Annotated in this window: 20 protein-coding genes, 1 tRNA gene and 1 pseudogene; 7 read left to right on the top strand and 15 right to left on the bottom strand. The window is 72.2% G+C overall.

The window, feature by feature from the left end:
* Window positions 1-275: 275 nt before the first annotated feature.
* From JOD95_RS11955 to JOD95_RS11940, 4 genes are all read right to left on the bottom strand, one after another.
* Window positions 276-617, bottom strand: coding sequence for a hypothetical protein (locus tag JOD95_RS11955; protein ID WP_066655141.1), 342 nt, complete (start codon window positions 615-617; stop codon window positions 276-278).
* A complete protein-coding gene (locus tag JOD95_RS11950) occupies window positions 614-808 on the bottom strand; it encodes a DUF4244 domain-containing protein (RefSeq protein WP_066658434.1) in 195 nt (64 codons plus the stop codon). Before JOD95_RS11950 ends, JOD95_RS11955 begins: the two co-directional genes overlap by 4 nt.
* Window positions 809-987: 179 nt before the next feature.
* Window positions 988-1,830: a hypothetical protein gene (locus tag JOD95_RS11945; RefSeq protein WP_209685104.1), complete on the bottom strand. Its 843-nt coding sequence runs from the start codon at window positions 1,828-1,830 to the stop codon at window positions 988-990.
* Window positions 1,827-2,885 (bottom strand): CpaF family protein, encoded by a 1,059-nt coding sequence (locus tag JOD95_RS11940; RefSeq protein WP_209685102.1) that lies wholly within the window; start codon window positions 2,883-2,885, stop codon window positions 1,827-1,829. Before JOD95_RS11940 ends, JOD95_RS11945 begins: the two co-directional genes overlap by 4 nt.
* Window positions 2,886-3,428: 543 nt before the next feature.
* On the opposite strand from JOD95_RS11940, the gene acs reads away from it, so the two are divergent.
* Complete coding sequence (gene acs / locus JOD95_RS11935) at window positions 3,429-5,381, top strand: acetate--CoA ligase (RefSeq protein ID WP_209685101.1); 1,953 nt, start codon at window positions 3,429-3,431, stop codon at window positions 5,379-5,381.
* A gap of 74 nt (window positions 5,382-5,455) precedes the next feature.
* Here the strand turns inward: acs and JOD95_RS11930 are convergent, their stop codons facing one another.
* Together JOD95_RS11930 and JOD95_RS11925 are read right to left on the bottom strand one after the other, a co-directional pair.
* Complete coding sequence (locus JOD95_RS11930) at window positions 5,456-5,917, bottom strand: RidA family protein (protein WP_066655154.1); 462 nt, start codon at window positions 5,915-5,917, stop codon at window positions 5,456-5,458.
* On the bottom strand, window positions 5,914-6,072 hold the full coding sequence (locus JOD95_RS11925; protein WP_182046010.1) for a hypothetical protein: 159 nt from the start codon (window positions 6,070-6,072) through the stop codon (window positions 5,914-5,916). Before JOD95_RS11925 ends, JOD95_RS11930 begins: the two co-directional genes overlap by 4 nt.
* Before the next feature lie 50 nt (window positions 6,073-6,122).
* On the opposite strand from JOD95_RS11925, the gene JOD95_RS11920 reads away from it, so the two are divergent.
* From JOD95_RS11920 to JOD95_RS16965, 5 genes are all read left to right on the top strand, one after another.
* On the top strand, window positions 6,123-8,684 hold the full coding sequence (locus tag JOD95_RS11920; protein WP_209685099.1) for a transglycosylase domain-containing protein: 2,562 nt from the start codon (window positions 6,123-6,125) through the stop codon (window positions 8,682-8,684).
* The gene (locus JOD95_RS11915) at window positions 8,681-9,637 is read left to right on the top strand and encodes a metallophosphoesterase (RefSeq protein ID WP_209685098.1); all 957 of its coding nucleotides are present in this window, start codon (window positions 8,681-8,683) and stop codon (window positions 9,635-9,637) included. The genes JOD95_RS11920 and JOD95_RS11915 overlap by 4 nt, the downstream gene beginning before the upstream one ends.
* Before the next feature lie 103 nt (window positions 9,638-9,740).
* Window positions 9,741-9,814, top strand: a tRNA-Pro gene (locus JOD95_RS11910).
* 155 nt (window positions 9,815-9,969) lie between these two features.
* A complete protein-coding gene (locus JOD95_RS11905) occupies window positions 9,970-10,998 on the top strand; it encodes a sensor histidine kinase (RefSeq protein ID WP_209685096.1) in 1,029 nt (342 codons plus the stop codon).
* Window positions 10,995-11,615, top strand: a complete 621-nt coding sequence (locus JOD95_RS16965) for a response regulator transcription factor (RefSeq protein ID WP_209685095.1) — start codon at window positions 10,995-10,997, stop codon at window positions 11,613-11,615. The genes JOD95_RS11905 and JOD95_RS16965 overlap by 4 nt, the downstream gene beginning before the upstream one ends.
* Before the next feature lie 40 nt (window positions 11,616-11,655).
* Here the strand turns inward: JOD95_RS16965 and JOD95_RS11895 are convergent, their stop codons facing one another.
* The 7 genes and pseudogenes from JOD95_RS11895 to JOD95_RS11865 all read right to left on the bottom strand — a co-directional run bounded on the left by JOD95_RS11895 (window position 11,656) and on the right by JOD95_RS11865 (window position 19,599).
* A complete protein-coding gene (locus JOD95_RS11895; protein ID WP_066655165.1) occupies window positions 11,656-12,693 on the bottom strand; it encodes an LLM class flavin-dependent oxidoreductase in 1,038 nt (345 codons plus the stop codon).
* 121 nt (window positions 12,694-12,814) lie between these two features.
* Entirely contained in the window at window positions 12,815-13,450 is a 636-nt protein-coding gene (locus JOD95_RS11890) for a thymidine kinase (RefSeq protein WP_209685093.1), read from the bottom strand.
* On the bottom strand, window positions 13,450-14,151 hold the full coding sequence (locus JOD95_RS11885) for a response regulator transcription factor (RefSeq protein ID WP_235426346.1): 702 nt from the start codon (window positions 14,149-14,151) through the stop codon (window positions 13,450-13,452). The genes JOD95_RS11890 and JOD95_RS11885 overlap by 1 nt, the downstream gene beginning before the upstream one ends.
* Window positions 14,138-15,316: a hypothetical protein gene (locus JOD95_RS11880; RefSeq protein WP_209685092.1), complete on the bottom strand. Its 1,179-nt coding sequence runs from the start codon at window positions 15,314-15,316 to the stop codon at window positions 14,138-14,140. Before JOD95_RS11880 ends, JOD95_RS11885 begins: the two co-directional genes overlap by 14 nt.
* Window positions 15,313-16,635 carry a sensor histidine kinase gene (locus tag JOD95_RS11875; protein ID WP_209685090.1) on the bottom strand — a complete coding sequence of 441 codons (1,323 nt, stop codon included), beginning with the start codon at window positions 16,633-16,635 and terminating at the stop codon, window positions 15,313-15,315. Before JOD95_RS11875 ends, JOD95_RS11880 begins: the two co-directional genes overlap by 4 nt.
* A gap of 350 nt (window positions 16,636-16,985) precedes the next feature.
* Window positions 16,986-18,057, bottom strand: a pseudogene (locus JOD95_RS11870) (Rv2578c family radical SAM protein); the annotation flags it as partial.
* Between the two features lie 54 nt (window positions 18,058-18,111).
* Window positions 18,112-19,599 carry a malate:quinone oxidoreductase gene (locus JOD95_RS11865; RefSeq protein ID WP_209685089.1) on the bottom strand — a complete coding sequence of 496 codons (1,488 nt, stop codon included), beginning with the start codon at window positions 19,597-19,599 and terminating at the stop codon, window positions 18,112-18,114.
* Between the two features lie 155 nt (window positions 19,600-19,754).
* On the opposite strand from JOD95_RS11865, the gene JOD95_RS11860 reads away from it, so the two are divergent.
* Complete coding sequence (locus tag JOD95_RS11860) at window positions 19,755-20,879, top strand: hypothetical protein (protein ID WP_209685088.1); 1,125 nt, start codon at window positions 19,755-19,757, stop codon at window positions 20,877-20,879.
* A gap of 84 nt (window positions 20,880-20,963) precedes the next feature.
* Here JOD95_RS11860 and JOD95_RS11855 read toward each other — a convergent pair whose 3' ends face one another.
* The gene (locus tag JOD95_RS11855; protein WP_209685086.1) at window positions 20,964-22,013 is read right to left on the bottom strand and encodes an aspartate-semialdehyde dehydrogenase; all 1,050 of its coding nucleotides are present in this window, start codon (window positions 22,011-22,013) and stop codon (window positions 20,964-20,966) included.
* Between the two features lie 37 nt (window positions 22,014-22,050).
* Window positions 22,051-23,316: an aspartate kinase gene (locus JOD95_RS11850; protein ID WP_066655175.1), complete on the bottom strand. Its 1,266-nt coding sequence runs from the start codon at window positions 23,314-23,316 to the stop codon at window positions 22,051-22,053.
* Between the last annotated feature and the right edge of the window lie 76 nt (window positions 23,317-23,392).

Below are 23,392 nucleotides of genomic sequence, written 5' to 3'. Positions count from 1 at the left end.
GTTGGCGCGTGCCACGCGTCCGGCGACGGCGCAGGGGGCGCCGGGAAGACGGTGCACGAGCACCGCAGCGGCGGCGAGCACTGCGGCGTCGGCGGCGGTGCGCGTCCGTTCGAGCAGCACGCGCGTCCGAGCACCGGCGAGCGCCGCGGAGCCGACGAGCAGCGCGAGCGCCAGCACGGCGACGAGGGCGACGGTCACCGAACCGCGGTCCGGTGCCCTGCGGACCGCGACGGTCCCGGTCGGCCGCACGCGCCGGTCGGGTCCCGACGGCCGCGTCATCCGCCCCCTCCTGCCGCGCAGCCGGTCGCGCGGAGCGGCAGGACCGCGAAGGGACCGGCCGGGGTCCCCTGCACGTCCACGCACACCAGACCGTCCTCGTGGCGGACCCGTGAGGTGGAACCGGGCACGGTGGCGAGTGCCGCGGCGGCCGTCCGCTCGTCGTCGCGCCCGAGCGCCCGTGCCGCCGTGCCGGCGACCGACCCGAGCCGCCCGGCACGGTCGACCAGGACCACGCCGGCGACCAGGGAGACCAGGACGAGGGCGACGACCGGGAGCCCGACGGCGAACTCCACGGTCACACTGCCGCGGTCGGACGCGGACGGACGGAGCCCGGTCACGGGACCAGTGCCCCGCGGACGAGGTCGGTCAGGATCTGCTGGACCTCGCCCGAGCGCATCACGGCGACGAGCACACCGGCGAACGCCACCGCGGCGAGGATGACGACGGCGTACTCGGCGGTGGCCGACCCGCGGTCGTCCCCGGGGCGGCACCGACGACGTCCGGCACCGGGACGAGCGGGGACGTGCACGCTCGCGGCCCACCCTCGGGCGACGCCCGCCGTGTCTCCCGGTGACGGCACCGGCGCCGGGACCCGTGTCGGCTGCGGAGGTGTCGAGTCGGTCATGGTGTTCCCCTCTCTCTGTGGTGGTCCCACGTTCGCCCACCGGGGGCACCGTCCGACGCTCGGCGGGTCGGTCTGTGGACGGTTCAGCGGAGACCACCGACGGTGGAGGAGAGGACCCCGACCACGACCGGCACGACGCCCACCAGGACGAACGCCGGCAGGACGCACACGCCGAGCGGCAGCACGAGCCGGACGGCCAGTCGCTCCGCCGCAGCGAGGCCCGCCGCAGCGGCGTCGTCCCGGGCGTCCTCGGCAGCGGCGCGCAGCAGCTCCGCGGCGGGCACCCCGGCGCGACGACTCAGGACCAGCACCTCGTGCAGCCGCGCCGCCTCGACCCCGTCACCGGCGGTTGCTCCGAGGGCTCCGCGCACGGCTGCTTCCGCCGACTGCCACGACCCACCACCGGTCAGCGCCACCGCCCACGCGTCGAGCAGGACGCCCGGCACGTGCCCGTCCGGCGTCACGGCGTCGACCAGCCGTCGGGTCCAGCGCTGCCCGACGAGCACGAGTCCTGCCGCCGCTGCGCAGCAGATCCACCCGACCGGCCGGGTGAGGAGCACGACGAACGCGTCCGCGCCCCACACCGAACCGAGTCCGAGCCCGAGGAGCGGCAGCGCCAGCACGACCCGAGCACTCGTGCGCGGTCCCGACAGGGCGACCCGGACGGCACGGTCGGACGCGGCTGTCCGGCGCATCGCCGCGGCGAGGGCGCGCAGGGCACCGGCAGAGGGCGCCCCGGTCCGCTCCGCCACCTGCAGGACGAGGCGGACGTCCTGCCAGGCGGGAGCGTCGGCCTCGGGCACGCCACCCAGGAGGGCCCAGGCCCGCGGTGGTGGCACCCCCGCACCGACGAGCACCGCGACCCGGTCCAGCACGCGCGCGGCTCCAGCTGCGTCCGGACCGACCCGACCGTGGCGGCGACTCACGGGCCGGCGCGTCCGACCGGGCGGACCTCGAGCCGCCCGTCGCGGTCGATCCCGCACGTCCCGACCGCCGTGATCCCCCGCCACGACGACCGCCGCTCGACGTGCACGACGAGGTCGACCGCGCTGACGACCTGTCGCGCGAGTGCCTGCGGGCCGAGACCGGCCAGTGCCCCGAGGGCCTCGAGCCGCGCTCCGACGTCGGCCAGACCGTTCGCGTGCAGGGTGCCGGCCCCGCCGTCGTGCCCGGTGTTCAGGGCCCCGAGGAGCTCACGGACCTCGGCACCCCGGCACTCCCCCACCACCAACCGGTCCGGGCGCATCCGGAGTGCCTCGCGCACGAGCCGGTCGAGCCCGAGCGCACCGGTGCCCTCGGCGGTCGCCTGTCTCGCCTCGAGCGTGACGACGTGCGGGTGCTCGACCCGGAGCTCCGCGGTGTCCTCGACCGTGACGATCCGCTCGTCGTGCGGCACCGCGCCGAGCATCGCCGCGAGCACGGTCGTCTTCCCGCTGCCGGTGGCGCCCGTGACCAGGACGTTGCGCCTCCGGGCGACCGCGTCCTCGAGCACGGCCCGGGGGACGACCCGGAAGGCACCGAGGCGTTCCAGGCCGGCGAGCGTCGGGCGCTCCGGCCGCGGCAGCCGGACGGACAGCGCGGTGCCGCCGACGGACACCGGCGCGAGGACGACGTGCACGCGCACCCCGTCGCCGTGCCGCACGTCGGCGCACGGCGTGGTCTCGTCGACGTGGCGGCCGCCGAGGGCGACGAGCTCGGCGGCGAGCGCTCGCGCACGCCGCTCCGGGAGCTCGGGGCGGACGCGTTCGAGGCCGCGACCCCGGTCGATCCAGGTGCCCTGCCCGCCGACGACGAGCACGTCGGTCGTCTCCGCGTCCGCGACCAGGGCCGCGAGTTCCTCGAACACCGACGGATCGAGGGTCCTGCGCCGCCGAGCACGCGCGGCGCCCGGCAGGAACGGCACGCCGCCCGGCTCAGCAGGGACACCGGGACCGGTGGCGTCGTGATCGGCCCCGGGGGCGTCGGCTCGGTGGCGGTGCATGCGGTCGACGCTAGGTCGGTCGGCGGCGGCCACGTCAGGAATCGGTATGTCGTGTGGACGGCTCCCGCTCGACACCCTCGAGGTGCCGTGTTGTACCCCGTTACGCAAAGCCGTACCCCGTTCGGTGTCCGCAGGCGACCGTGCGGAACCGACGGCACCGGGCCGGGCGGCCGGTCGCCCGGGCACCCTCCGAGCGGACGCCGTCGCGAGCGGCCCTGCAACGAGGACGTGGACAAGTCTGTCCACTCTTCGGCACCAGGACGCCGATCGAGCCGTGCCACCCGGACACGCTGCGCAACAGGCGTCGGGGAAAAAGAAGAGGCGGCACCTGTTGGGGGGAACCGGTGCCGCCTTGACATCGGTGGATTGGGGGGAATCCGGCCCGGTGCCACCGGAAACGAGTCCGGCAGGAACCACTGTACCCCATGACGACCCGTGCTCGGCAACCCCTCGGCCGGAATGTCCGCGGGGCCCCGCAGCACGGTCCCGCACCGGGGGTAGTCTCCGACTGCACCCCAGCCGCAACGATGCGAGAGGACACCGATGTCCACACCGACCCAGGCCGACGAACGCCACGAGGACGGCCCGACCTTCGCTCCGCCGGCGGACTTCGTCGCGGACGCCGTCGCGCGGGAGGACCTGCACGAGGCGGCCGCCGCCGACCGCGAGGCGTTCTGGGCGGACCAGGCCCGGACCCTGCTCGACTGGCGCACACCGTTCACCCGGACACTCGACTGGTCGGGCGCGCCGTTCGCGAAGTGGTTCGACGACGGCACCCTCAACGTGGCCGAGAACTGTCTCGACCGGCACGTCCGCGCGGGCAACGGCGACCGGGTCGCGATCCACTTCGAGGGTGCACCCGGCGACACGCGTCGGATCACCTACGCGGAACTCACCGCCGAGGTGCAACGCGCCGCGAACATGCTCACCGACCTCGGCGTCGCGCAGGGCGACCGCGTGGTCGTCTACATGCCGCTGATCCCGGAGGCGGTCGTCACGATGCTCGCCGTCGCCCGGATCGGCGCCGTCCACTCGGTCGTCTTCGGCGGCTTCAGCGCCGAGAGCCTGCGCGCCCGCATCGAGGACGCCGGCGCGAAGCTCGTCGTCACCGCCGACGGGGGCTGGCGGCGCGGCGCGGTCTCCCCGCTGAAGCCCGCGGTGGACGAGGCACTGGCCGGCGAGGGCACCGACTCCGTCGAGCACGTGCTCGTGGTCAGGCGCGGCGGCAACGACATCGCCTGGAACGACCGCGACCTGTGGTGGCACGACGAGCTCGCGAAGGCAGCCCCCGAGCACGAGGCGCGGGCGTTCCCCGCCGAGACGCCCCTGTTCGTGCTCTACACCTCGGGCACCACCGGGAAGCCGAAGGGGATCGTGCACACCTCCGGCGGCTACCTGACACAGGCCGCCTACACGCACCGGAACGTCTTCGACATGCACCCGGAGAAGGACGTCTACTGGTGCACCGCCGACATCGGCTGGATCACCGGGCACTCCTACGTCGTCTACGGCCCGCTCGCGAACGGCGTCACGCAGGTGCTCTACGAGGGCACCCCGGACGAGCCGCAGCCCGGCCGCTGGTGGGACATCGTCGACAGCTACGGCGTCACCGTCCTCTACACCGCGCCGACCGCCGTCCGCGCCGCGATGAAGGCCGGCCGGCAGATCCCCGAGGCGCGGAGCCTCGAGTCCCTCCGCCTGCTCGGCAGCGTCGGCGAGCCGATCAACCCCGAGGCGTGGCAGTGGTATCGGCAGGTCATCGGCCACGACCGGACGCCGATCGTCGACACCTGGTGGCAGACCGAGACCGGCGCGATCATGATCTCGGCGCTGCCCGGCGTGACGAAGCTGAAGCCCGGAGCCGCACAGACCCCGCTGCCGGGCATCGTCGCCGAGATCGTCGACGAGGAGGGCCACCGCGCCGACCCCGGCGAGAGCGGCTACCTGACGATCACGGAGCCGTGGCCGTCGATGGCCCGTGGCATCTGGAACGATCCCGACCGCTTCGTCGAGACCTACTGGAGCCGCTTCCCCGGCCGCTACTTCGCCGGCGACGGCGCGCGGCTGGACGGGCAGGGCGACATCTGGGTGCAGGGTCGCGTCGACGACGTCATGAACGTCTCCGGCCACCGGCTCTCCACCGCCGAGATCGAGTCGGCCCTGGTCGGGCACGAGGGCGTCGCCGAGGCCGCCGTCGTCGGTGCCGCGGACGAGACGACCGGCCAGGCCGTCGTCGCGTTCGTCATCCTGACCGCCGAGGCGGCCGAGGGTGCCGACCGCGACGCGGTCGCGAAGGAACTCCGCGACTGGGTCGGCAAGCGCATCGGTGCGATCGCGAAGCCCCGGCAGGTCGTCGTGGTCCCGGAGCTGCCGAAGACCCGCTCGGGCAAGATCATGCGTCGCCTGCTGCGCGACGCGGCCGAGGGCCGTCGCATCGGCGACACGACGACGCTCGCCGACCCGACGATCATGGCGACCATCGCAGAGCTCATGTAGCCGGAACGACGCGAGCCGCGCCTCCCGACCGGTCTGGAGGCGCGGCTCGCGTCAGCTGCGTCGCTGACGGTCGGTCAGTCGGTGAGTTCCACCACCAGCTCGACCTCGACCGGTGCGTCCAGCGGGAGCACGGCCACGCCCACCGCGCTGCGCGCGTGGACGCCGGCGTCCCCGAACACCTCGCCGACGAGCGTCGACGCGCCGTTGGCGACCGCGGGCTGCCCGGTGAAGGACGGGTCCGACGCGACGAACACCGTCACCTTGACGACCCGGGCGACCCGGTCCAGCGAGCCCGCGACCGACTGCACTGCGGCGAGGGCGTTGAGCGCGGCCACGCGCGCCTGGGCGGTGGCGGTGTCCGCGTCGACCGCGGCACCGACCTTGCCCGTGACCGACAACGCCCCGTCGACGAAGGGCAGCTGCCCGGCCGTGTACACGTACTGCCCGGTGAGGACGGCCGGCACGTAGGCGGCGACGGGCGCAGCCACCTCCGGGATCGTCAGACCGAGCTCCGCGAGGCGGTCGGCGGTGCTCACGCGTCGGCCTTCGGGCGCTTCAGGTAGGCGACGAGCCCGCCCTCGGGGCCGCTGACGACCTGGACCAGCTCCCACCCCTCGGAACCGAAGTTGTTGAGGATCGCGGCAGTGTTGTGGATGAACAACGGAGCGGTGAAGTACTCCCACTGAGTCATGCGGTTCCTTGCCAGCCTTTCAGTCGTGGGCGTCGTTTAGGCTGCATCCTATGTCTGCCCAGAAGTCTGCCTCGCGGACCAAGCCCGTCTCCGCGATCGGCGCCTTCGTCGGTTTCGTCGGTTTCAGTGCGCTCGCTGGTCTGCTGGTCACGATCGGGGTCACCCCGGCGATCGCCGTCGCCGGCGTCACGACGACCTCGACCATCGGCGTGTTCGAGTCCCTGCCGGAGTACATCGAGATCGGTGACCTCCCGCAGCGCAACGAGATCTACGCCTACGCGAACGGGCAACCGGTCAAGCTCGCGACGGTCTACGACCAGAACCGCGAGGAGCTCAAGTACGACCAGATCAGCGACCAGCTGAAGAACGCCGCGATCGACGGCGAGGACAAGCGCTTCTGGGACCACGGTGGCGTCGACATGACCTCGCTCGTCCGCGCCGGCGTCGGCAGCATCGCCGGCGGCCTCGGCGAGTCCGGCGGTGGCTCGACCCTGACGATGCAGCTCGTCCGCAACATCAAGATGCAGCAGGCCCTCGAGCTCCCGTCCGAGGAAGAGCGCCAGAAGGCGTACAACGACGCCGTCGAGCAGACCATCCCCCGCAAGCTCGAGGAGATGAAGCTCGCCATCGGCCTGGCGAAGAAGTACTCGCACAAGGAGATCCTGACCGGGTACCTCAACATCGCCTACTTCGGCGACCAGACGTACGGCGTGCAGGCCGCCGCACAGCACTACTTCAACAAGTCGGCGACCGACCTCACGCCGGCCGAGGCGGCCTCGATCCTCGCGATCGTGCAGTCCCCGAACACGCGCAACCTGGCGAACGAGAAGAACTACGAGGCGAACAAGGCTCGCCGCGACGTCATCCTCAAGTCGATGTACGCGCAGAAGCACCTGACCAAGGACGAGTTCGACCAGGCGATCGCCTCGAACCCCGCGGACTACGTGCACCTGACCGAGCCGAACCAGGGCTGCCAGTCGGCGGCCGGCAACGGCGCGCAGTTCTTCTGCGACTACGCGGTCAAGGTCGTCAAGCAGATGTCGCAGCTGGGCGGGACCCAGAAGGAGCGCGACCAGGCGTGGCGCAACGGCGGGTACAAGATCCAGACGTCGCTCGACATCAACCTGAACGGGCAGCAGAAGGACCTGCTGAACACCTACGACCCGAACACCGAGTCGCGGCTGCAGCTCGGCAGCGCGCTCAACTCGGTCGAGGCATCGACGGGTCGCATCCTCACGATGGCGCAGAACAAGGACTACGACCAGTCCCTGCAGTCCCCGCCGACGGCGACGTCGATCAACTACAGCGTCGACAAGGAGTACGGCGGTTCGATCGGCTTCCAGGTCGGCTCGACCTACAAGGTGTTCACGCTGCTCGACTGGCTCAAGGCCGGGCACGGCCTGAACGAGAGCGTCAACGGCACCCCGCACAACACGTCCCAGTGGACGCAGTGCGGCTCGACGATCACGTCCCCGTGGGCTCCGAAGAACGACTCGGCGGGTGAGCGGGGCCAGTTCACCGTCGCCCGTGCGACCGCCCTGTCCGTGAACGCCGCGTTCGCGTCGATGGCCGCGAAGCTCGACCTGTGCGACATCCGGCAGACGGCCCAGGACCTCGGTGTGCACTCCGCCGACGAGAAGACGGAGCTGAACGCGTACCCGTCGTCCATCCTCGGGACCAACAACATCGCCCCGCTGACGATGGCTTCGGCCTACGCGACCATCGCCAACGGCGGGACCTACTGCGCCCCGATCGCGATCGACCAGGTCACCGACGCCTCCGGCAAGGAGCTCGGCGGCCAGCCGAAGCAGTGCAAGCAGGTGCTCGACCCGAGCGTCGCCGCGACCGCTGCGTTCGCGATGCGTGGCACGATCCAGTACGGCACAGCCCAGGGCGCCCAGACCCCGGACGGCACGCAGCTGTTCGCGAAGACGGGTACCACCGACGACGCCGACCAGATCTGGCTCGTCGGCGCGAGCTCGAAGGTCGCGACCGCCTACTGGCAGGGCAACACCGACGGCGCGAAGAACAACCTGCGTCACTACTACAGCCCGGGTGGCTACGGCTCGTACGCGTCGCAGCGTGCGCACGTGTGGCAGCAGGCGATGATGCCGATCAACCAGCTGCACCCGGCCGACCCGTTCCCGACGCCGTCGCAGACGGCGCTGCGTGGGAACAGCGTCAACGTGCCGGACGTCCGTGGCAAGACCGCGGACGCGGCCCGCGCGACGCTCGCCGGGGCCGGCTTCACCTACGTGGACGGCGGCGCGCAGCCGGGCGGTGGCACGCCGGGCACGGTCTCGTCGACCTCTCCGGGTCCGGGGTCGCTCCTGTCGACCGGATCCAGCGTGACCGTGTACACGACCGACGGCAGCCAGACGACGGTGCCCCAGGTCACCGGCAAGAGCGTCGGGGATGCCCGCAACGTCCTGCAGGAGTCCGGCTTCACGAAGGTCGCCCTGTCCGGCGAGTACGCGAAGGGCGACGACGGCAACAAGTGCACCGTCGCGGCGGTCGACCCGGGCGAGGGCACCGCGGTCGGGAAGGACGCGCCCGTCACCCTGCAGCTGTTCGGCAACAAGGACGGCAAGGCACCGAAGGACTGCAAGTGAGTCGCGGTCGCGCCGCGCTGGGAGTGATCGCAGCGGGCGCGGCCGTCGGAGCGGCGACGGCGGCGTGGGGTTCCCTCGTCGAACGTCGCCGCTTCGGCATCCGCTGGGAGACGGTCCCGGTGCTGCCGCCGGGGTCCCGGGACGTCACCGTCCTGCACCTCTCCGACATCCACATGGCGCCCTGGCAGGCCGACAAGCAGCAGTGGCTCCGCGACCTGAGCCTGGTCGAGCCCGACTTCGTCGTGAACACGGGCGACAACCTCGGGCACCCCACGGCCAACACCGCGGTCGAGTACGCACTCGAGCCGTTCCGCGGTGTCCCGGGCGCCTTCGCGCACGGCTCGAACGACTTCTACGGCCCCTCCCCACGGAACCCGTTCAAGTACTTCACCGGCCCGAGCAGCCACCCCACCGGTCGCCGTCCGGTCGAGCTCGACATCGACCGGCAGACCGCGTTCTTCGAGTCGCTCGGGTGGCTCGACGTCAACGACCAGGCCCACGCGATCGAGCTCCGCGGGTCGCGCTTCGAACTGTTCGGCACCTCGGACGCCCACCGCGACTGGGACCGCCTCGACCTGCTGCCGACCAACGTCGACGAGATGCGCAGCGCCGTGCCGTGGACCGAGGACGAGGACGGCCCCTCCCCCGTCGCGATCGGCATCACCCACGCCCCGTACCGGCGCGTCCTCGACGCCTTCGTCGACCAGGGTGCGGACATCGTCTTCGCCGGGCACACGCACGGTGGTCAGGTGCAGGTGCCCGGGGTCGGTGCACTCGTCACGAACTCCGACCTGCCCCGGCAGTACGTCAGCGGTCTGCACCGGTGGCAGCACCGTGGACACTGGTCGTGGCTCGAGGTCTCGGCGGGCATCGGCACGTCGATCTACGCTCCGGTGCGGTTCTCCTGCCGCCCCGAGGCCGTGGTCGTGACCCTCACCGCGAAGACCTCCTGACCCGAGCGGCCGCGACGCGCCCGGGTGTACCGCGAATGGTCGTGAGCACCCTCGAACGTCCGGTAGACTTTCCTGGTCGCTCCGGTTCGGAGCAACCACACCGCGGGGTGTGGCGCAGCTTGGTAGCGCGCCTCGTTCGGGACGAGGAGGTCGCAGGTTCAAATCCTGTCACCCCGACACTGTGTTGAGACAGTAGAACAGCAGGGCCCTGATCCACTCGGATCGGGGCCCTGTTGCTTTCCCGGGACGCTCCTCCCCGCCTGTGTCCGACGACACAACGCCCGGCCGTCGAGCACGTCGACGAGACCGGGGCCGCTACGCTCGCAACCGTCATGACGATCCCCGCCCCGCTCGCCACCGTCCTCGCGGAGATCGGCGCGCACTTCCCCGAGCTCGCCGACGACCCGGTCCTCGCACAGAGCCTCCTGGACAACGTGACGTCCATGATCAGCGAGGCCCACGAGCGTTACGCGACCGGCGACGGGGCCGCGAGCGTCGTGAGCGACCGGTACCTCGACCCCGAGCACCTCGCGACCGGCGTCCTGCACGCCGAGCGTGCACAGCACCCCGCCGGCGCCATGCTGGCGGCCGAGATGCTGTTCGACGCCTACCTGCCGGTCTTCGTCGACGAGGTCGGAGCGCGCACCACGGACGAGGTCCTCCGCGCCACCCGGGCACTGCACGCGGGCGTCTGGAGTCGGTTCCCCGCAGGGGCGATCGCGTACACGGAGGCACTCCGGCAACGGGTGACCTCGACGAACCTCGACTCGCGGGAGCAGATCGCCCGCGACCTGCACGACCGTGTCGCACACGGGGTGCTCGCGGGACTGCAGCGCCTCGACCTGGTGCTGCTCACCGACCCCGCGGAGGCAGAGCGGACCGCGCAGCTCGAGTCCGCGGCGCGGCTGCTCCGAGGAGCACTGGCCGACGTGCAGGACCTCGCGCTCTCCCTGCACGCCAGGGTCGGCCAGGACCGGCTGGACGACGCCCTGCGGCGGCACGTGGACGACCTGTTCCCGGGGGACGACCGCCTGGTGATCACGACGACGGGCGTCGCCGGCACCCTGCCGAACTGGAAGGCCGAGGAGGCGCTGACGATCCTCCTCGAAGCGCTGACCAACCGACGGAAGCACGCGCCCGGTTCCGCGGCGTCCGTCGAGTTCGCGTGGTCGCCGGGGACGGTGGTCGTGACGGTGCGGGACGACGGCCCCGGGTTCGCTCCCGACGCCGTCGCCGAGGGCCGCCTCGGGCAGCGCACCATGCGTGAGCGGGCCGGTGTGCTCGGCGCCCGACTGGACGTCGAGAGCGCCCCGGGCTCGGGCACCGTCGTCCGGCTGACCGTCCCGAGGGGAGCCATGTGACCGCCGTCACCCACGTCGCGATCGTCGACGACCACCGACTCTTCCGCGAGGGGCTCGCCACGATCCTGGCAGCGGTCCCGACGATCCGGGTCGTCGCGCACGGGGAGCGCCCGTCCGACGTGCTGGACTCCCCCGAGGCGGCCGCGATCGACGTGCTCCTGCTCGACGTCGAGCTCGACGGGCCACCGGCGCGGACCACCATCGCCACCGTCCGCCGCCGACACCCGCACATCAGCGTCGTCGTCCTGACGATGCACCGTGACGCCGTCCTCCGGCGCGCGCTGCTCGACGCCGGAGCCGTGGACTTCGTGACGAAGGACACCCCGAGCCGGGAGCTCGTCGGCCGGATCGTCCGAGCGACCCGCAGGGGTGCGGGTCCCGTGACGTTCCCGGTCGACCTGGTCACCGACGCCCGCGCCGGGTCACCGCTCAGCGACCGCGAGCTCGAGGTGCTCCGTCTCGTCGCAGATGCGCGGTCCAACGCCGAGATCGCCACCGAACTCGGGCTCGCCGTCGGCACGGTGAAGCGGCACGTCTACAACGTCTACCGGAAGCTCGACGTCGGGACGCGCGTCGCCGCGATCACCGCCGCGACGCGCCTCGGGCTGCTGGCCTGACGGCTCCCACGGCCGGACGGCCGCAGCGGGCGTCCGTCCGCTAGACCGTCGCCCCCGCCGGCACCAGGCGGCCCTCGGCCTGCAGGGACGCCACCACGTCGAGCGCCTGGTGCCGGTAGCGTGCCTGGGCGGCACCGGGCGCGACGATCACCCCGTCGGCACCGGTGGACGCGACGAGCTCGTTGATCTTCGTGGCGACGTGCTCGCGGTCGCCGTAGGCCTGCCGCTCCGTCCGCGCGGCGATGAACCGGCGCTCGAGGTCCGAGAACTCGTACGCGCGGGCCTCGTCCATGGACACCGGCTCGGGCTTGGCACCCTGTCGCATGCGGATGAACGAGATCATCCCCGGAGCGCTCTGCTCCTCGACGATCGCAGGGTCCTCGTCGGTGACGACCTGCACACCGATGAGGGCGTTCGGGGTCTGCCGGAAGCGCGACGGGCGGAACGAGTCGCGGTACAGCGCGAGCGCCGCCTCGGTGTTGTCCGACGCGAAGTGGTGCGCGAAGGCGAACGACACCCCGAGCGCGCCGGCGACCTGCGCGCTGTAGCCCGAGGAACCGAGCAGCCAGAACTCCGGCACGTCGCCGTAGCCCGGGACCGCACGGATGCGCGACAGCGGGTTCGACGCGTCCATGCCGGTGAAGAAGCCGATCAGGTCGGCGAGCTGCTGGGGGAAGTCGTCGACGTCGAGCCGGTCGGTGCGGCGCAGCGCCATCGCCGTCGCGCCGTCGGTCCCCGGGGCGCGCCCGATGCCGAGGTCGACGCGGTCGCCGTACAGTGCGCGCAACGTGCCGAACTGCTCGGCGATCACGAGCGGCGCGTGGTTCGGGAGCATCACCCCGCCGGAACCGATCCGGATGCGTGACGTCGCGGCGCCGACGGCACTGAGCAGCACGGCGGGCGCGGACGAGGTGATGCCCGGCATGCCGTGGTGCTCGGCGACCCAGACACGCTCGTAGCCGAGCTGCTCGGCGTGCACCGCCATGTCGATCGACCCCTGCAGGGCCTCGGTGTTCGACTGGCCGTACTCGCGGGTGGCCAGGTCGAGGACGGACAGGTGCACGGTGGCGTCGCTCATGGGGGTGACAACCGTCGCCGGCGTGCGCGCATTCCGCGCCACGGGCCGGTCTGGAGGCGCGTGGCGGCGCCGCACCGTGCCTCCCGTCCGGCGGTGGCCCACCTGGCGGACGTGGGTCGGATCAGTGGGCGAGCTCGCCGTCGAGCCGCCCGCCCGACTCGCTGAGGTAGCAGTTCGCGCAGAGCGACTCGTAGGTGACGTCGACCCCGTCGATCGCGACCTGGGACCCGTCGAAGACGAAGCGGCCGTCGACCTTGCGCGCGTTGAACACGGCCTTGCGACCGCACCGGCAGATGGTCTTGAGCTCCTCGAGCGAGTGCGCGACCTCGAGCAGTCGCGCGCTGCCGGGGAACGCCTCGGTGCGGAAGTCCGTGCGGATGCCGTAGGCGAGCACGGGGACCTCGTCGAGCACGGCGACGCGGAGCAGGTCGTCGACCTGGCGCGGGGTGAGGAACTGCGCCTCGTCGACGAGCACGCAGCTCACCGGACGCACCATGCCGTCGAGCCGATCCGACTCGGGGTCGGTGGCACCGGCGTGGGCGACCGCGTGCCGGACGTCGTCGTGGGGCGCGAAGACGACGTCCACGGAGCGTGTGACGCCGAGTCGGGAGACGATCTCACGGTCGCCCTTGGTGTCCACCGACGGCTTCGCCAGCAGCACGCGTTGCCCGCGTTCCTCGTAGTTGTACGCGGCCTGCAGCAGCCCGGTGCTCTTGCCGCTGTTCATCGCGCCGTACCGGAAGTAGAGCTTCGCCACTACGCGAGGAACCCGTCCTCGGCGGCACGACGGATGAGGTCCGACTTCTTCGACGCGGGACGGCCGACCTTGCTGTACTTCTCGCGGACGCGGCGGAGGTAGGTCTTGGCGGTCTCGTACTGCACGTTCATCTGCGCGGCGACCTCGTTCGTCGAGTAGCCGGACACGTACAGGCGCAGTGCCTCTTCCTCGCCCGCACTGAGCTTCGGGCGCTGGTGCGCGCTCGCGCCGGTCGGCAGCGGGCGCCAGTCGCGCTGCGCCGGGGTCTCCCGCGAGACACCCATGACCTCGCGCGCGACGTCCATGACCTCGCGCATCGGCAGCGACTTCGACAGGAACGCGGCCGCACCGGCAGCCAGGGCACGGTCGCGGGACTCGCGGCTGTCGACGCTCGAGAGCACGATGACCTTCGCCCCGGCAGCACGACAGGTGCGCACGCGGGCCTCGATCGACACCGGCTCCTTGAGCTGGAAGTCGAGGAAGACGAGGTCCGTCGGGAAGTTCTCGCTGTGCACCATCTCGAGCCACGTGTGGGCGGTGAGGGCGAGGTCGAAGTCGAAGGCGTTCACGGCGATCCAGCTCGACAGGCTGTCGAGCAGCACCTCGTGGTCGTCGAGGATCGCCAGCCGCACGCGTCGGGTTCCGGGCTGCGGGAGCGGTGGCACGCCCTCCGTGGTCCGGTTCGGGTCAGTGCTGGTCATAGGAGAACCTTAGTGCGAGGGACGATGGTCGGACGGCGACGTCGAGGTCGGGGAAGGTCACGCGGAGCACCGCGAAGTAGGGGTCGAACGTGCGGTGGATGCCGACGTCCGAGTCGTCGACCGCGAGCTCCGTGCGGACCTCGACGCGGTCGGGTGGCGCGCCGGGCTCGCGCGAACGGCGGACCGTGGCACGGAACCGCGCGGGGTCCACCGTCGCTGCGCCGAGCGCCGCACGGAGGAACGTCCGGACCACGGTCCGCTGGTCGGTGTCGAGCGTCGCGATGAGGCCGTCCGGGTCGTCCACCGACTCGGCGGACCCGCCCTCGACGGCGACCGCGTACTCGAGCCACGTCCGGTCGGCGTCCGCGACCATGGCCTGCCGGATGCCGTCCGCGATGGAACGAGCGCGTGCGCGGTCGGCGTCGGTGATCACCTCACGCGTCCGGAGTTCGGCGAAGAACGGGGCGACGTCGCGCGCGAGGATGACGGAGCGGTCCTGCTGCACGCGCGCGGCGATGCCGTCCCGCTCGGCGCGCGCCACCGAGTACGAGCCCGCACGGATCTGCACGCGCTCCGCCAGGCCGCCGAAGGTCCACGCGAACACGACGGACGCCGCGGTGAGGACCAGCGTCGGCGCGGCGGCGAGGAAGGCGGCGACGGTCACCGGCACCTGGTGCGGGAACACGGCGGCGGCGGCACCCCAGGCAGCTGCGTCGACCGCCGCCAGGACGAGCCCGCCGACCGCCAGGTCCCGCCACGGCCGGTAGGGCGCGACCGTCACGATCCCGGTGGCGGTGAGCAGGCACATGAAGTCGTTGAGCGCGTTGCGGTCCGGCCCCCACTGCGCCGCGACGCTCGCGGCCGACGCTGCGCCGAGCAGCACGACGTGGAGCACGTACGCCCAGCGCGGGAACGGCGCCCGGAAGGGCGACGACGACGCGATCACGACCGCGCCCGACGCGCCCAGGAGCAGCACCGTGAGGGCGCTGAGCGTCGGGCTGCCGACCACGTCGCGGTCGAACACCGACACGACCAGCGCCCACAGCACGCCGGCCGCACCGAGCAGGACGGCGAGGGGGCGGGAACCCATCGCGCCGAGCGGGTCCCACTGCTGTGCGGTCCGAGCGCCCCGGACGGCGGCCCGCACCGCGTCGACGCGACTCACCGGGCGGCTCCGCGGTCGGACTCACCCGTGACGGCGTACGACGCCGCGCCGCCGGTCCGTGCGCCGCCGGTGTGCGCGCCACCCGTGTGTGCGCCACCCGTGTGTGCGCCGCCGGTGTGTGCTCCGTCGGCGCGGGCCGCGTCCTCGCTCGTGTAGGGCACGGTCATCATGACGCTCGTCCCGGATCCCGGCGACGACCACACCTGGACGTCACCGCCGACCCGGCCGATGCGTTCCCGGACCGAGCCGCGCAGCCCCATCCGGTCGCTGCCGGTCTCCTGCTCGTCGAACCCGCGGCCGTCGTCGACCACCATCACTGTGCACGACGAGCCGTCGTCGAAGACGCTGACCTCGGCCTCGTCGGTCCCCGCGTGCTTGCGGACGTTCGCCAGGCACTGCCCGACGGCCCGGAGCAGTGCCGTCGCCGCCGACGGGTCGAGCCGCGCCAGGGCAGCCGGATCACCGGTGACCGCGACCGCGAGCCCCTCCGCCCGGTGCTCGTCCACCATCGCGTCGAACGCGGCACCGGCAAGGGCCGGGTCCGGCTCGGACGTCGGGTCGGACGACGCGAGCCACTGCTTCCCGGTCAGCATCGCGACGTCGGCTTCGACCGTGCGCGCGAGCTGCGGGTCCATGGGGCCGTCGGGAGCGAGCGCGATGGCACCGAGGTGGTTGAGGACCGTGTCGTGCAGGATCGCCGCGGCCTCGGCCTCGACCCCGGCCCGGTAGGCGGACACGTGCTCCTCGCGCGCGGACCGGAGCAGCTCGGGCTGGACGCGCTCGGACCGCGCGGTGTTCCGGCTGGTGAAGAGCACGAGGGCGACGACGAAGCCCAGGGTGACCCAGGCGAGGAGGAGCGGTCGGGGCGGCCCGTCCGCCTGCAGCACCGCGATCCCGGTCGCGAGCCGACCGACCAGGAACCCGCCGAACGACCAGACGACGACGCGACTCGCGACCGCACCGGCCCCGCCCACGAGCACGAGCGGGATCACCGCGAGCGACACCAGGTAGCTCGTCACCCAGCCGGCGGGCACCTCGCGCTGCACGATCGTGGTGAACCACCACGTGCAGACCCCGCCGGTGACGAGGAAGGCCACGGCCGAGCGCCAGGTGCCGAACTGCACGTGCACGCCGATCATCGCGAGCATGGGGAGGAGCGCGAGCACGGCCCCGGCGACCCGCACGTCGGGCTCGGCCAGTCGGTACAGCAGCAGGGTCACGGCGGCGGCGACGACCGATCCGATCGCCGCTGCGTGGAAGGCGCGCACGGTCGACCACGCGTTCACTCGCGGAGCGAGGTGCGTGGGGATGCCGAGCACGGGTCGATGGTCCTTCCGAGAGTCGTCCGGTCGCCGTGTGACGCGACCGTCCCGGGGGCCGGTCGTGTACCCCGAAACGAGCACGATCCGGCGACCCGCTCGATGCTACCGCCGATCACCGACACAGGGTGTCCCCCGAACGCGGAAGGTGGACGCTCCTCAGAACAGGGTCGGTCCGGACGGGCCTCCGATCACGGTCGTCCCGGCACCGCGTCGGTCGAAGTCGGGGTCGGCACGCTTGAGCGGCGACGAGGTCGGGCGGGACTGCTCGTCGAGCGACACCGGGACGCGGTACCCGTTCGTGATGCCCCCGTTCGTGATGACCGACCCGACGAGGGCGCGCGGTCCGGTGTCGCCCGACCCCGGACGCGGTGCACGCGGAGCGGTCGCCGCCGCGGCCCGCTCGCCGGGTACGAGGTGCGCCTGCCGGTCGCTGAACCCCATCGAACCGGTCGCCGGGTCCACCCGGCCGAGTCCGAGACCGTGCACGGCCAGGATCGGACGCACCCGGTCCGCGAGCCACCGGCGGTAGTCCGCGGGCGCGTAGGTGTTGTCGAGGTACATCGAGCGGTAGCGCGCGACGAGGTCTGGACGGGTCCGCTGCAGCCAGGCCGCCCACCACGGCTTCACGCCAGGACGCAGGTGCAGTGCGGAGTACATGACGCTCGAGGCACCGGCCTCGGCCGCGCGACCGATCGCTTCGTCGAGGTGCGCGCGCGTGTCCGTGATGAACGGGAGCACCGGCATGAGGAACACCGAGCACTCGAGCCCCGCGTCGCGGATCGCCCGGACGGTCGCCAGCCGGGCGGCGGTCGTCGGGGTCCCGGGCTCGACCTGCTGCTGCAGCTCGTCGTCGTACACGGCGATCGACATCGCCAGGTCGACCGGGACGCTCCGTGCCGCCTCGACCAACGTGGGCAGGTCACGCCGCAGCAGCGTCCCCTTCGTCAGGATGCTGAACGGGGTGCCCGACTCGGCCAGCGCGCGGATGACCCCGGGCATCAACCGGTAGCGCCCCTCGGCACGCTGGTACGGGTCGGTGTTGGTGCCGAGCGCGACGGGGTGCCGGTCCCACGTCGGCTTCCGGAGCTCACGGCGCAGGACGTCCGCGACGTTGGTCTTCACGACGATCTGCTGGTCGAAGTCGGCGCCCCCGTCGAACTCCAGGTACGTGTGCGTGGGCCGCGCGAAGCAGTAGACGCACGCGTGACTGCAGCCGCGGTACGGGTTGATCGTCCACCCGTAGGTGCCGCTGCCGTCGGCAGCCGGCACACGGTTCAGGGCACTCTTCGCCAGGACCTCGTGGAAGGTGACCCCGGCGAACTCCGGCGTGGTGACGCTGCGCACCAACCCGCTGTTCGACTCGAGCCCCGGCAGGGCGTCACCGCGCTCCGCTCCGATCGACTGCCCGCTCCACCGCATGCCCTCATTCGAACACACGTTCGAACCAGGGGCAAGTCGCCCGAGCGGCGGGGCTCAGTGGTGCAGACCGAGGACCTTCGCGGTGTGCTCGAGGGTCTCGTCGGCGAGCTGCGGGTCGGCGCCGAGGTCCTTGCCGTACGTGGGCACCATCGTCCGCACCATCGGGGCCCAGGCGTCCCACCGGTCCGGGAAGCACCGCTGCAGCATCGTCAGCATGATCGGCACCGCGGTGGACGCACCGGGGCTCGCGCCGAGCAGGCCGGCGATCGAGCCGTCGGCCGAGGTGATGACCTCGGTGCCGAACTGCAGCACCCCGCCCTTCTCCGGGTCCGGCTTGATGACCTGCACGCGCTGCCCGGCCGTGATGCGGTGCCAGTTCTCCGGTTCGGCGGTCGGCATGAAGTCGCGGAGGGCGTCGAACTTCGTCTGCTTCGACGCCAGGAGCTGCCCGACCAGGTAGCGGACCAGGTCGAAGTTCGAGAACGCCACGCTCAGCATCGGTCGCAGGTTGTGCGGTCGGATCGACCGGAACAGGTCGAGCAGCGAGCCCTGCTTGAGGAACTTCGGGCTGAACCCGGCGTAGGGGCCGAACATCAGCGACGCCCTGCCCTCGACGATCCGGGTGTCGAGGTGCGGCACCGACATCGGCGGAGCGCCGACGCTCGCCTTGCCGTACACCTTCGCCGCGTGCTTCTGCACGACCTCGGGGTCGTCGGTGCGCAGGAACTCGCCGGACACGGGGAACCCGCCGTACCCGCGGATCTCCGGGATGCCCGACTTCTGCAGCAGGCGCAGGGCCCCGCCGCCGGCGCCGACGAAGACGAACTTCGCCGCGATGCGCTGCGTCGACCGACCGATCTCGTTGCGGACGTCGAGCGCCCACCCCTCGGAGACCTTCGACCGCGTGATCTTCTGCACCTGGTGCGACGGCTCGAACTCGACACCGGCGATCTCGAGCTCGTCGAAGAGCTGCTGCGTCAACGAACCGAAGTCGACGTCCGAGCCGGCGGCCGAGTACGTCGCAGCGACCGGCTGGTCCTTCTTGCGCCCCGGGATGAGCGCGGGCGCCCACCTGCGGATCTGCGCCGGGTCGTCCGAGTACTCGATGCCCGCGAAGAGCGGGTGGCCCTTGAGCGCCTCGTACCGCTTGCGCATGTACTCGACGTTGTCCTCGCCCCACACGAAGGAGATGTGCGGGGTCGGGTTGATGAAGTTGGACGGCTGCGGGAGCGCGCCGGTCTCGACCAGGTGCGCCCAGAACTGCCGCGAGACCTGGAACTGCTCGTTGACGGTCACGGCCTTGGCGATGTCGACGTGTCCGTCCGGCATCTCCGGCGTGTAGTTCAGCTCGCACAGCGCGGAGTGACCGGTCCCGGCGTTGTTCCACGGGTTCGAGGACTCCTGCGCGACCGAGCCGAGCCGCTCGTACACGCGGATCTTCCACGTGGGTTCGAGGCGGTGGATGATGGCGCCGAGCGTGGCGCTCATGATCCCTCCCCCGATCAGGACGACGTCGATCGGGTCCACCTGCTTCACTGCCACACGACGATCCTACCCACTGCCGCTGGGTCGCCCGGGGGCATCGTCCGGGTGCGGGGCGCTGGTCGTACCCATCGCACTTGCTAGTGAAGTACGACATTCCGAATGTGGCACCATTTCACGGTCCCGATCGACCGTCCCCTCCCGGAGGCCCCACCGTGAACCACCCCCTGCGCGCCCGTCTCGCGCTCCCGCTCCTGCCCGCGGCCGCGATCGCCCCGCTCCTGCTCGGCCCTGCCGCCATGGCCGACCCGCTCCCCTCGCCGCAGCCCGAGCCACGGGCTGCACCCGCTGCGACGCTGGAGGGCACCTTCCACGTCGTCGGCACCACCGGCTTCGTCGCCGTCGCCGACCGCGACGGCCAGCCCGTGCTCGACACCCGCCCGGTCGCCGCCGACACCGCGCACTACCCCGCGCCCGGCACCACCGGTCCGCTCGTCGTCGGGTCGATGTGCCTGTCCGCCCTCAACGGCCCCGGGCTGCCCTTCGCCGTGCTGGTCGACGCCGCCGTCCCCTCCGGCTGTCTCCAGGTCCGCACGTCGAGCCCCGCACCCCACGTCGTCCGGTTCACCGCCGACGACCCGTCCTCACCGGCGAACGGCCTCGAGCTCGGCCTGCAGGCGAACGGCGCGCTCCTGGCGCTCGGCACCGCGGGGTCCGACATCGAACTCGTCACCGAGGGCCCCGTCGTCGCACCGACGCTCGACCAGACCGACCTGGCACCCGGTTCCGGCCTCTCGGGCACCGCCACGCCCGGCGCGCACGTCGTCGTCGTCCGCGACGGGACGGTGGTCTGCGAGGCCGATGCCGCCGATCGAGGTGCGGACGACGCCGGACACTGGTCCTGCTCGCCGATCGATGCGCTCACCGTGGGCACGTACACCCTCGAACTGTTCGCCTCGACCCCCGCCGGTCAGCTCGCGCCGCCGGTCACCGTCGAGGTCGTCGTGTCCGCAGGGCCCGGCGCCGGCGACGGTCCGGACCCCGACCCCGGGCACGGCGAGGGCACCGATCCGGGTGACGCACCGTCCCCGGGGGACGGTGCCGGAGGCACGGGCGGCACCGGGACCCCCGGTGAGGCCGACCAGACCGGCGAGCCCAGCGCGGACGGACCGTCGCCAGGACCGGCGACGACCGCCCGGACCGCCGACGCCGCGCCGCAGGGGCGCCTCGCCTGGACCGGCACCGAGGTGACCGGACCCCTCGCCGTCGCGCTCGCGCTCCTCACCGCCGGGACCGGCGCGCTGCTGCACCGACGACGTCGCGCTCGGTCCCGATCCTGACGGTCGGGACGACGGACGGGAGGCCCGTGGCGGTGTCGCCACGGGCCTCCCGTCCGTCACGTGTCGCGTCGGCGACGGCGCTCGCTACGCGGCGACCGCGCGCCGCTCGAGGATCGTCTCGGCGATCTGCACCGCGTTGAGCGCAGCGCCCTTCCGCAGGTTGTCGTTGCTGACGAAGAGGACCAGGCCGTGGCCGTCGGGCGCGGACTGGTCCGCGCGGATGCGGCCGACGAAGGACGGGTCCTGACCGGCTGCCTGCAGCGGAGTCGGGACGTCCGCGAGCTCGACGCCCGGGGCCGTGGCGAGGAGCTCCGCCGCCCGCTCGGGCGAGAGCGGCTGCGCGAACTCGGCGTGCACGGAGATCGAGTGCCCGGTGAACACGGGGACGCGCACGCAGGTCCCGGCGACGAGCAGGTCGGGCAGCTCGAGGATCTTGCGGCTCTCGTTGCGGAGCTTCTGCTCCTCGTCGGTCTCCCCCATGCCGTCCTCGACGATGCTGCCCGCGAGCGGGACGACGTCGAAGGCGATCGGTCGGACGTACTTGACCGGCTCCGGGAAGGTCACCGCCGAACCGTCGTGGGTGAGCGCCGCGGTGTCCTGCTCGAGCGCCGCGCGCGCCTGGCCGAGGAGCTCCTCGACGCCGGCGAGGCCCGACCCGGACACGGCCTGGTAGGTGGTCGCGACGAGACGGCGCAGCCCGGCTTCGATGTCCAGCACCTTGAGGACCGGCATGATCGCCATCGTCGTGCAGTTCGGGTTGGCGACGATGCCCTTCGGGGCGTCGTCGATCGCGTGCGGGTTGACCTCGCTCACGACCAGCGGCACCTCGGGGTCCATCCGCCAGGCGCTCGAGTTGTCGACGACCACCGCACCCGCCGCCGCGAACTTCGGCGCGAGGGCGCGTGACGCCGTGGCACCGGCCGAGAACAGCGCGATGTCGATGCCCGACGGATCGGCGGTCTCGGAGTCCTCGACGACGATCTCCTCGCCGCGGAACGACAGCGTCGAACCGGCGGACCGGGCACTCGCGAAGAACCGGACGTGGTCGGCCGGGAACGCGCGCTCCTCGAGGAGGCGACGCATCACGGCGCCGACCTGGCCGGTGGCGCCGACGACGGCGACGGTGGTGCTCATGTGGTGCTCCTGCTCGTGGGTCGTGTCGGCGCGGGGCTCAGCGCCCGGTGCCTGCGTAGACGACGGCTTCCTGGTCGGCGTCCAGCCCGAAGGCCTGGTGCACGACGCGCATGGCCTCGTTCAGGGTGTCGGCGCGCGTGACGACCGAGATGCGGATCTCCGAGGTGGAGATCATCTCGATGTTGATGGACGCCTCGTGCAGGGCGCGGAAGAGCGCCGCCGAGACACCGGCGTTGGTCCGCATGCCGGCACCGACCAGGGCGAGCTTGCCGATCTGGTCGTCGTACTGGATGCCCGAGTAGCCGATGTCGGCCTTGGCGACCTCGAGCGCGGTCAGGACGCCCTGGCCCTGGTCCTTCGGCAGCGTGAACGAGATGTCCGTGCGACCCGTGACCGCCTCGGACACGTTCTGCACGATCATGTCGATGTTGGCGCCGGCGCGGGCCACGATCGTGAAGATCTCGGCGGCCTTGCCGGGGGTGTCGGGCACGCCGACGACGGTGATCTTCCCCTCGGAGAGGTCTCCGGCGATGCCGGTGATGATCGGTTCTTCCACGGTTTCCCCCTCTGCAGGGTTGTAGACGATGGTGCCCTCGGCGTTGCTGAACGAGGAGCGGACGTGCAGGGTGACGCCGTGCCGACGGGCGTACTCGACGGCACGGATGTACAGGACCTTGGCGCCGGAGGCGGCGAGCTCGAGCATCTCCTCGCTCGTGATCCGGTCGACCTTCTTGGCCTTCGGCACCACGCGGGGGTCCGCGGTGAAGATGCCGTCGACGTCGGTGTAGATCTCGCAGACGTCGGCGTCGAGCGCGGCGGCGAGCGCGACGGCGGTGGTGTCCGACCCACCGCGACCGAGCGTGGTGATCTCGCCCGTCGTGCGGTTGAACCCCTGGAACCCGGCCACGATCGCGACGTGCCCGGCGTCGAGCGCCTCGCGCACGCGCTTCGGGGTGACGTCGACGATGCGGGCCTTGCCGTGCTGGGCGTCCGTGAGCATGCCGGCCTGGCTGCCCGTGTACGACGATGCCTCGACCCCGAGGCTCTTGATCGCCATCGCGAGCAGCGCCATCGAGATGCGCTCCCCCGCGGTGAGCAGCATGTCGAGCTCACGACCGGCGGGGATCGGCGTCACGGAGTGCGCGAGGTCGACGAGCTCGTCGGTGGTGTCGCCCATCGCCGAGACGGCCACGACGACGTCGTTGCCCGCCTTCTTCGTCTGGACGATCCGCTTCGCCACGCGCTTGATGCTCTCGGCGTCCGCGACGGACGATCCACCGAACTTCTGCACGATCAGGGCCACTGGCTGGTACTCCCGGGGACGACGGTTCCGCGACGGTCGCGCGGTCTGTCAATCGTAGAGGGTGTTCCGCGGATGT

The organism is Curtobacterium sp. 1310 (genome assembly GCF_017834105.1).
Taxonomy (GTDB): Bacteria; Actinomycetota; Actinomycetes; order Actinomycetales; family Microbacteriaceae; genus Curtobacterium.
The sequence above is the reverse complement of the archived record's forward strand: the minus strand, read 5'-3'. Positions and strand labels throughout refer to the sequence as shown.

What these genes read in the sequence shown, in the direction of transcription:
- JOD95_RS11940 (WP_209685102.1), bottom strand. Translation starts at nt 2,885, where the DNA reads ATGCACCGCCACCGAGCCGACGCCCCCGGGGCCGATCACGACGCCACC.
- acs (WP_209685101.1), top strand. Translation starts at nt 3,429, where the DNA reads ATGTCCACACCGACCCAGGCCGACGAACGCCACGAGGACGGCCCGACC.
- JOD95_RS11925 (WP_182046010.1), bottom strand. Translation starts at nt 6,072, where the DNA reads ATGACTCAGTGGGAGTACTTCACCGCTCCGTTGTTCATCCACAACACT.
- JOD95_RS11920 (WP_209685099.1), top strand. Translation starts at nt 6,123, where the DNA reads ATGTCTGCCCAGAAGTCTGCCTCGCGGACCAAGCCCGTCTCCGCGATC.
- JOD95_RS11905 (WP_209685096.1), top strand. Translation starts at nt 9,970, where the DNA reads ATGACGATCCCCGCCCCGCTCGCCACCGTCCTCGCGGAGATCGGCGCG.
- JOD95_RS11895 (WP_066655165.1), bottom strand. Translation starts at nt 12,693, where the DNA reads ATGAGCGACGCCACCGTGCACCTGTCCGTCCTCGACCTGGCCACCCGC.
- JOD95_RS11885 (WP_235426346.1), bottom strand. Translation starts at nt 14,151, where the DNA reads ATGACCAGCACTGACCCGAACCGGACCACGGAGGGCGTGCCACCGCTC.
- JOD95_RS11855 (WP_209685086.1), bottom strand. Translation starts at nt 22,013, where the DNA reads ATGAGCACCACCGTCGCCGTCGTCGGCGCCACCGGCCAGGTCGGCGCC.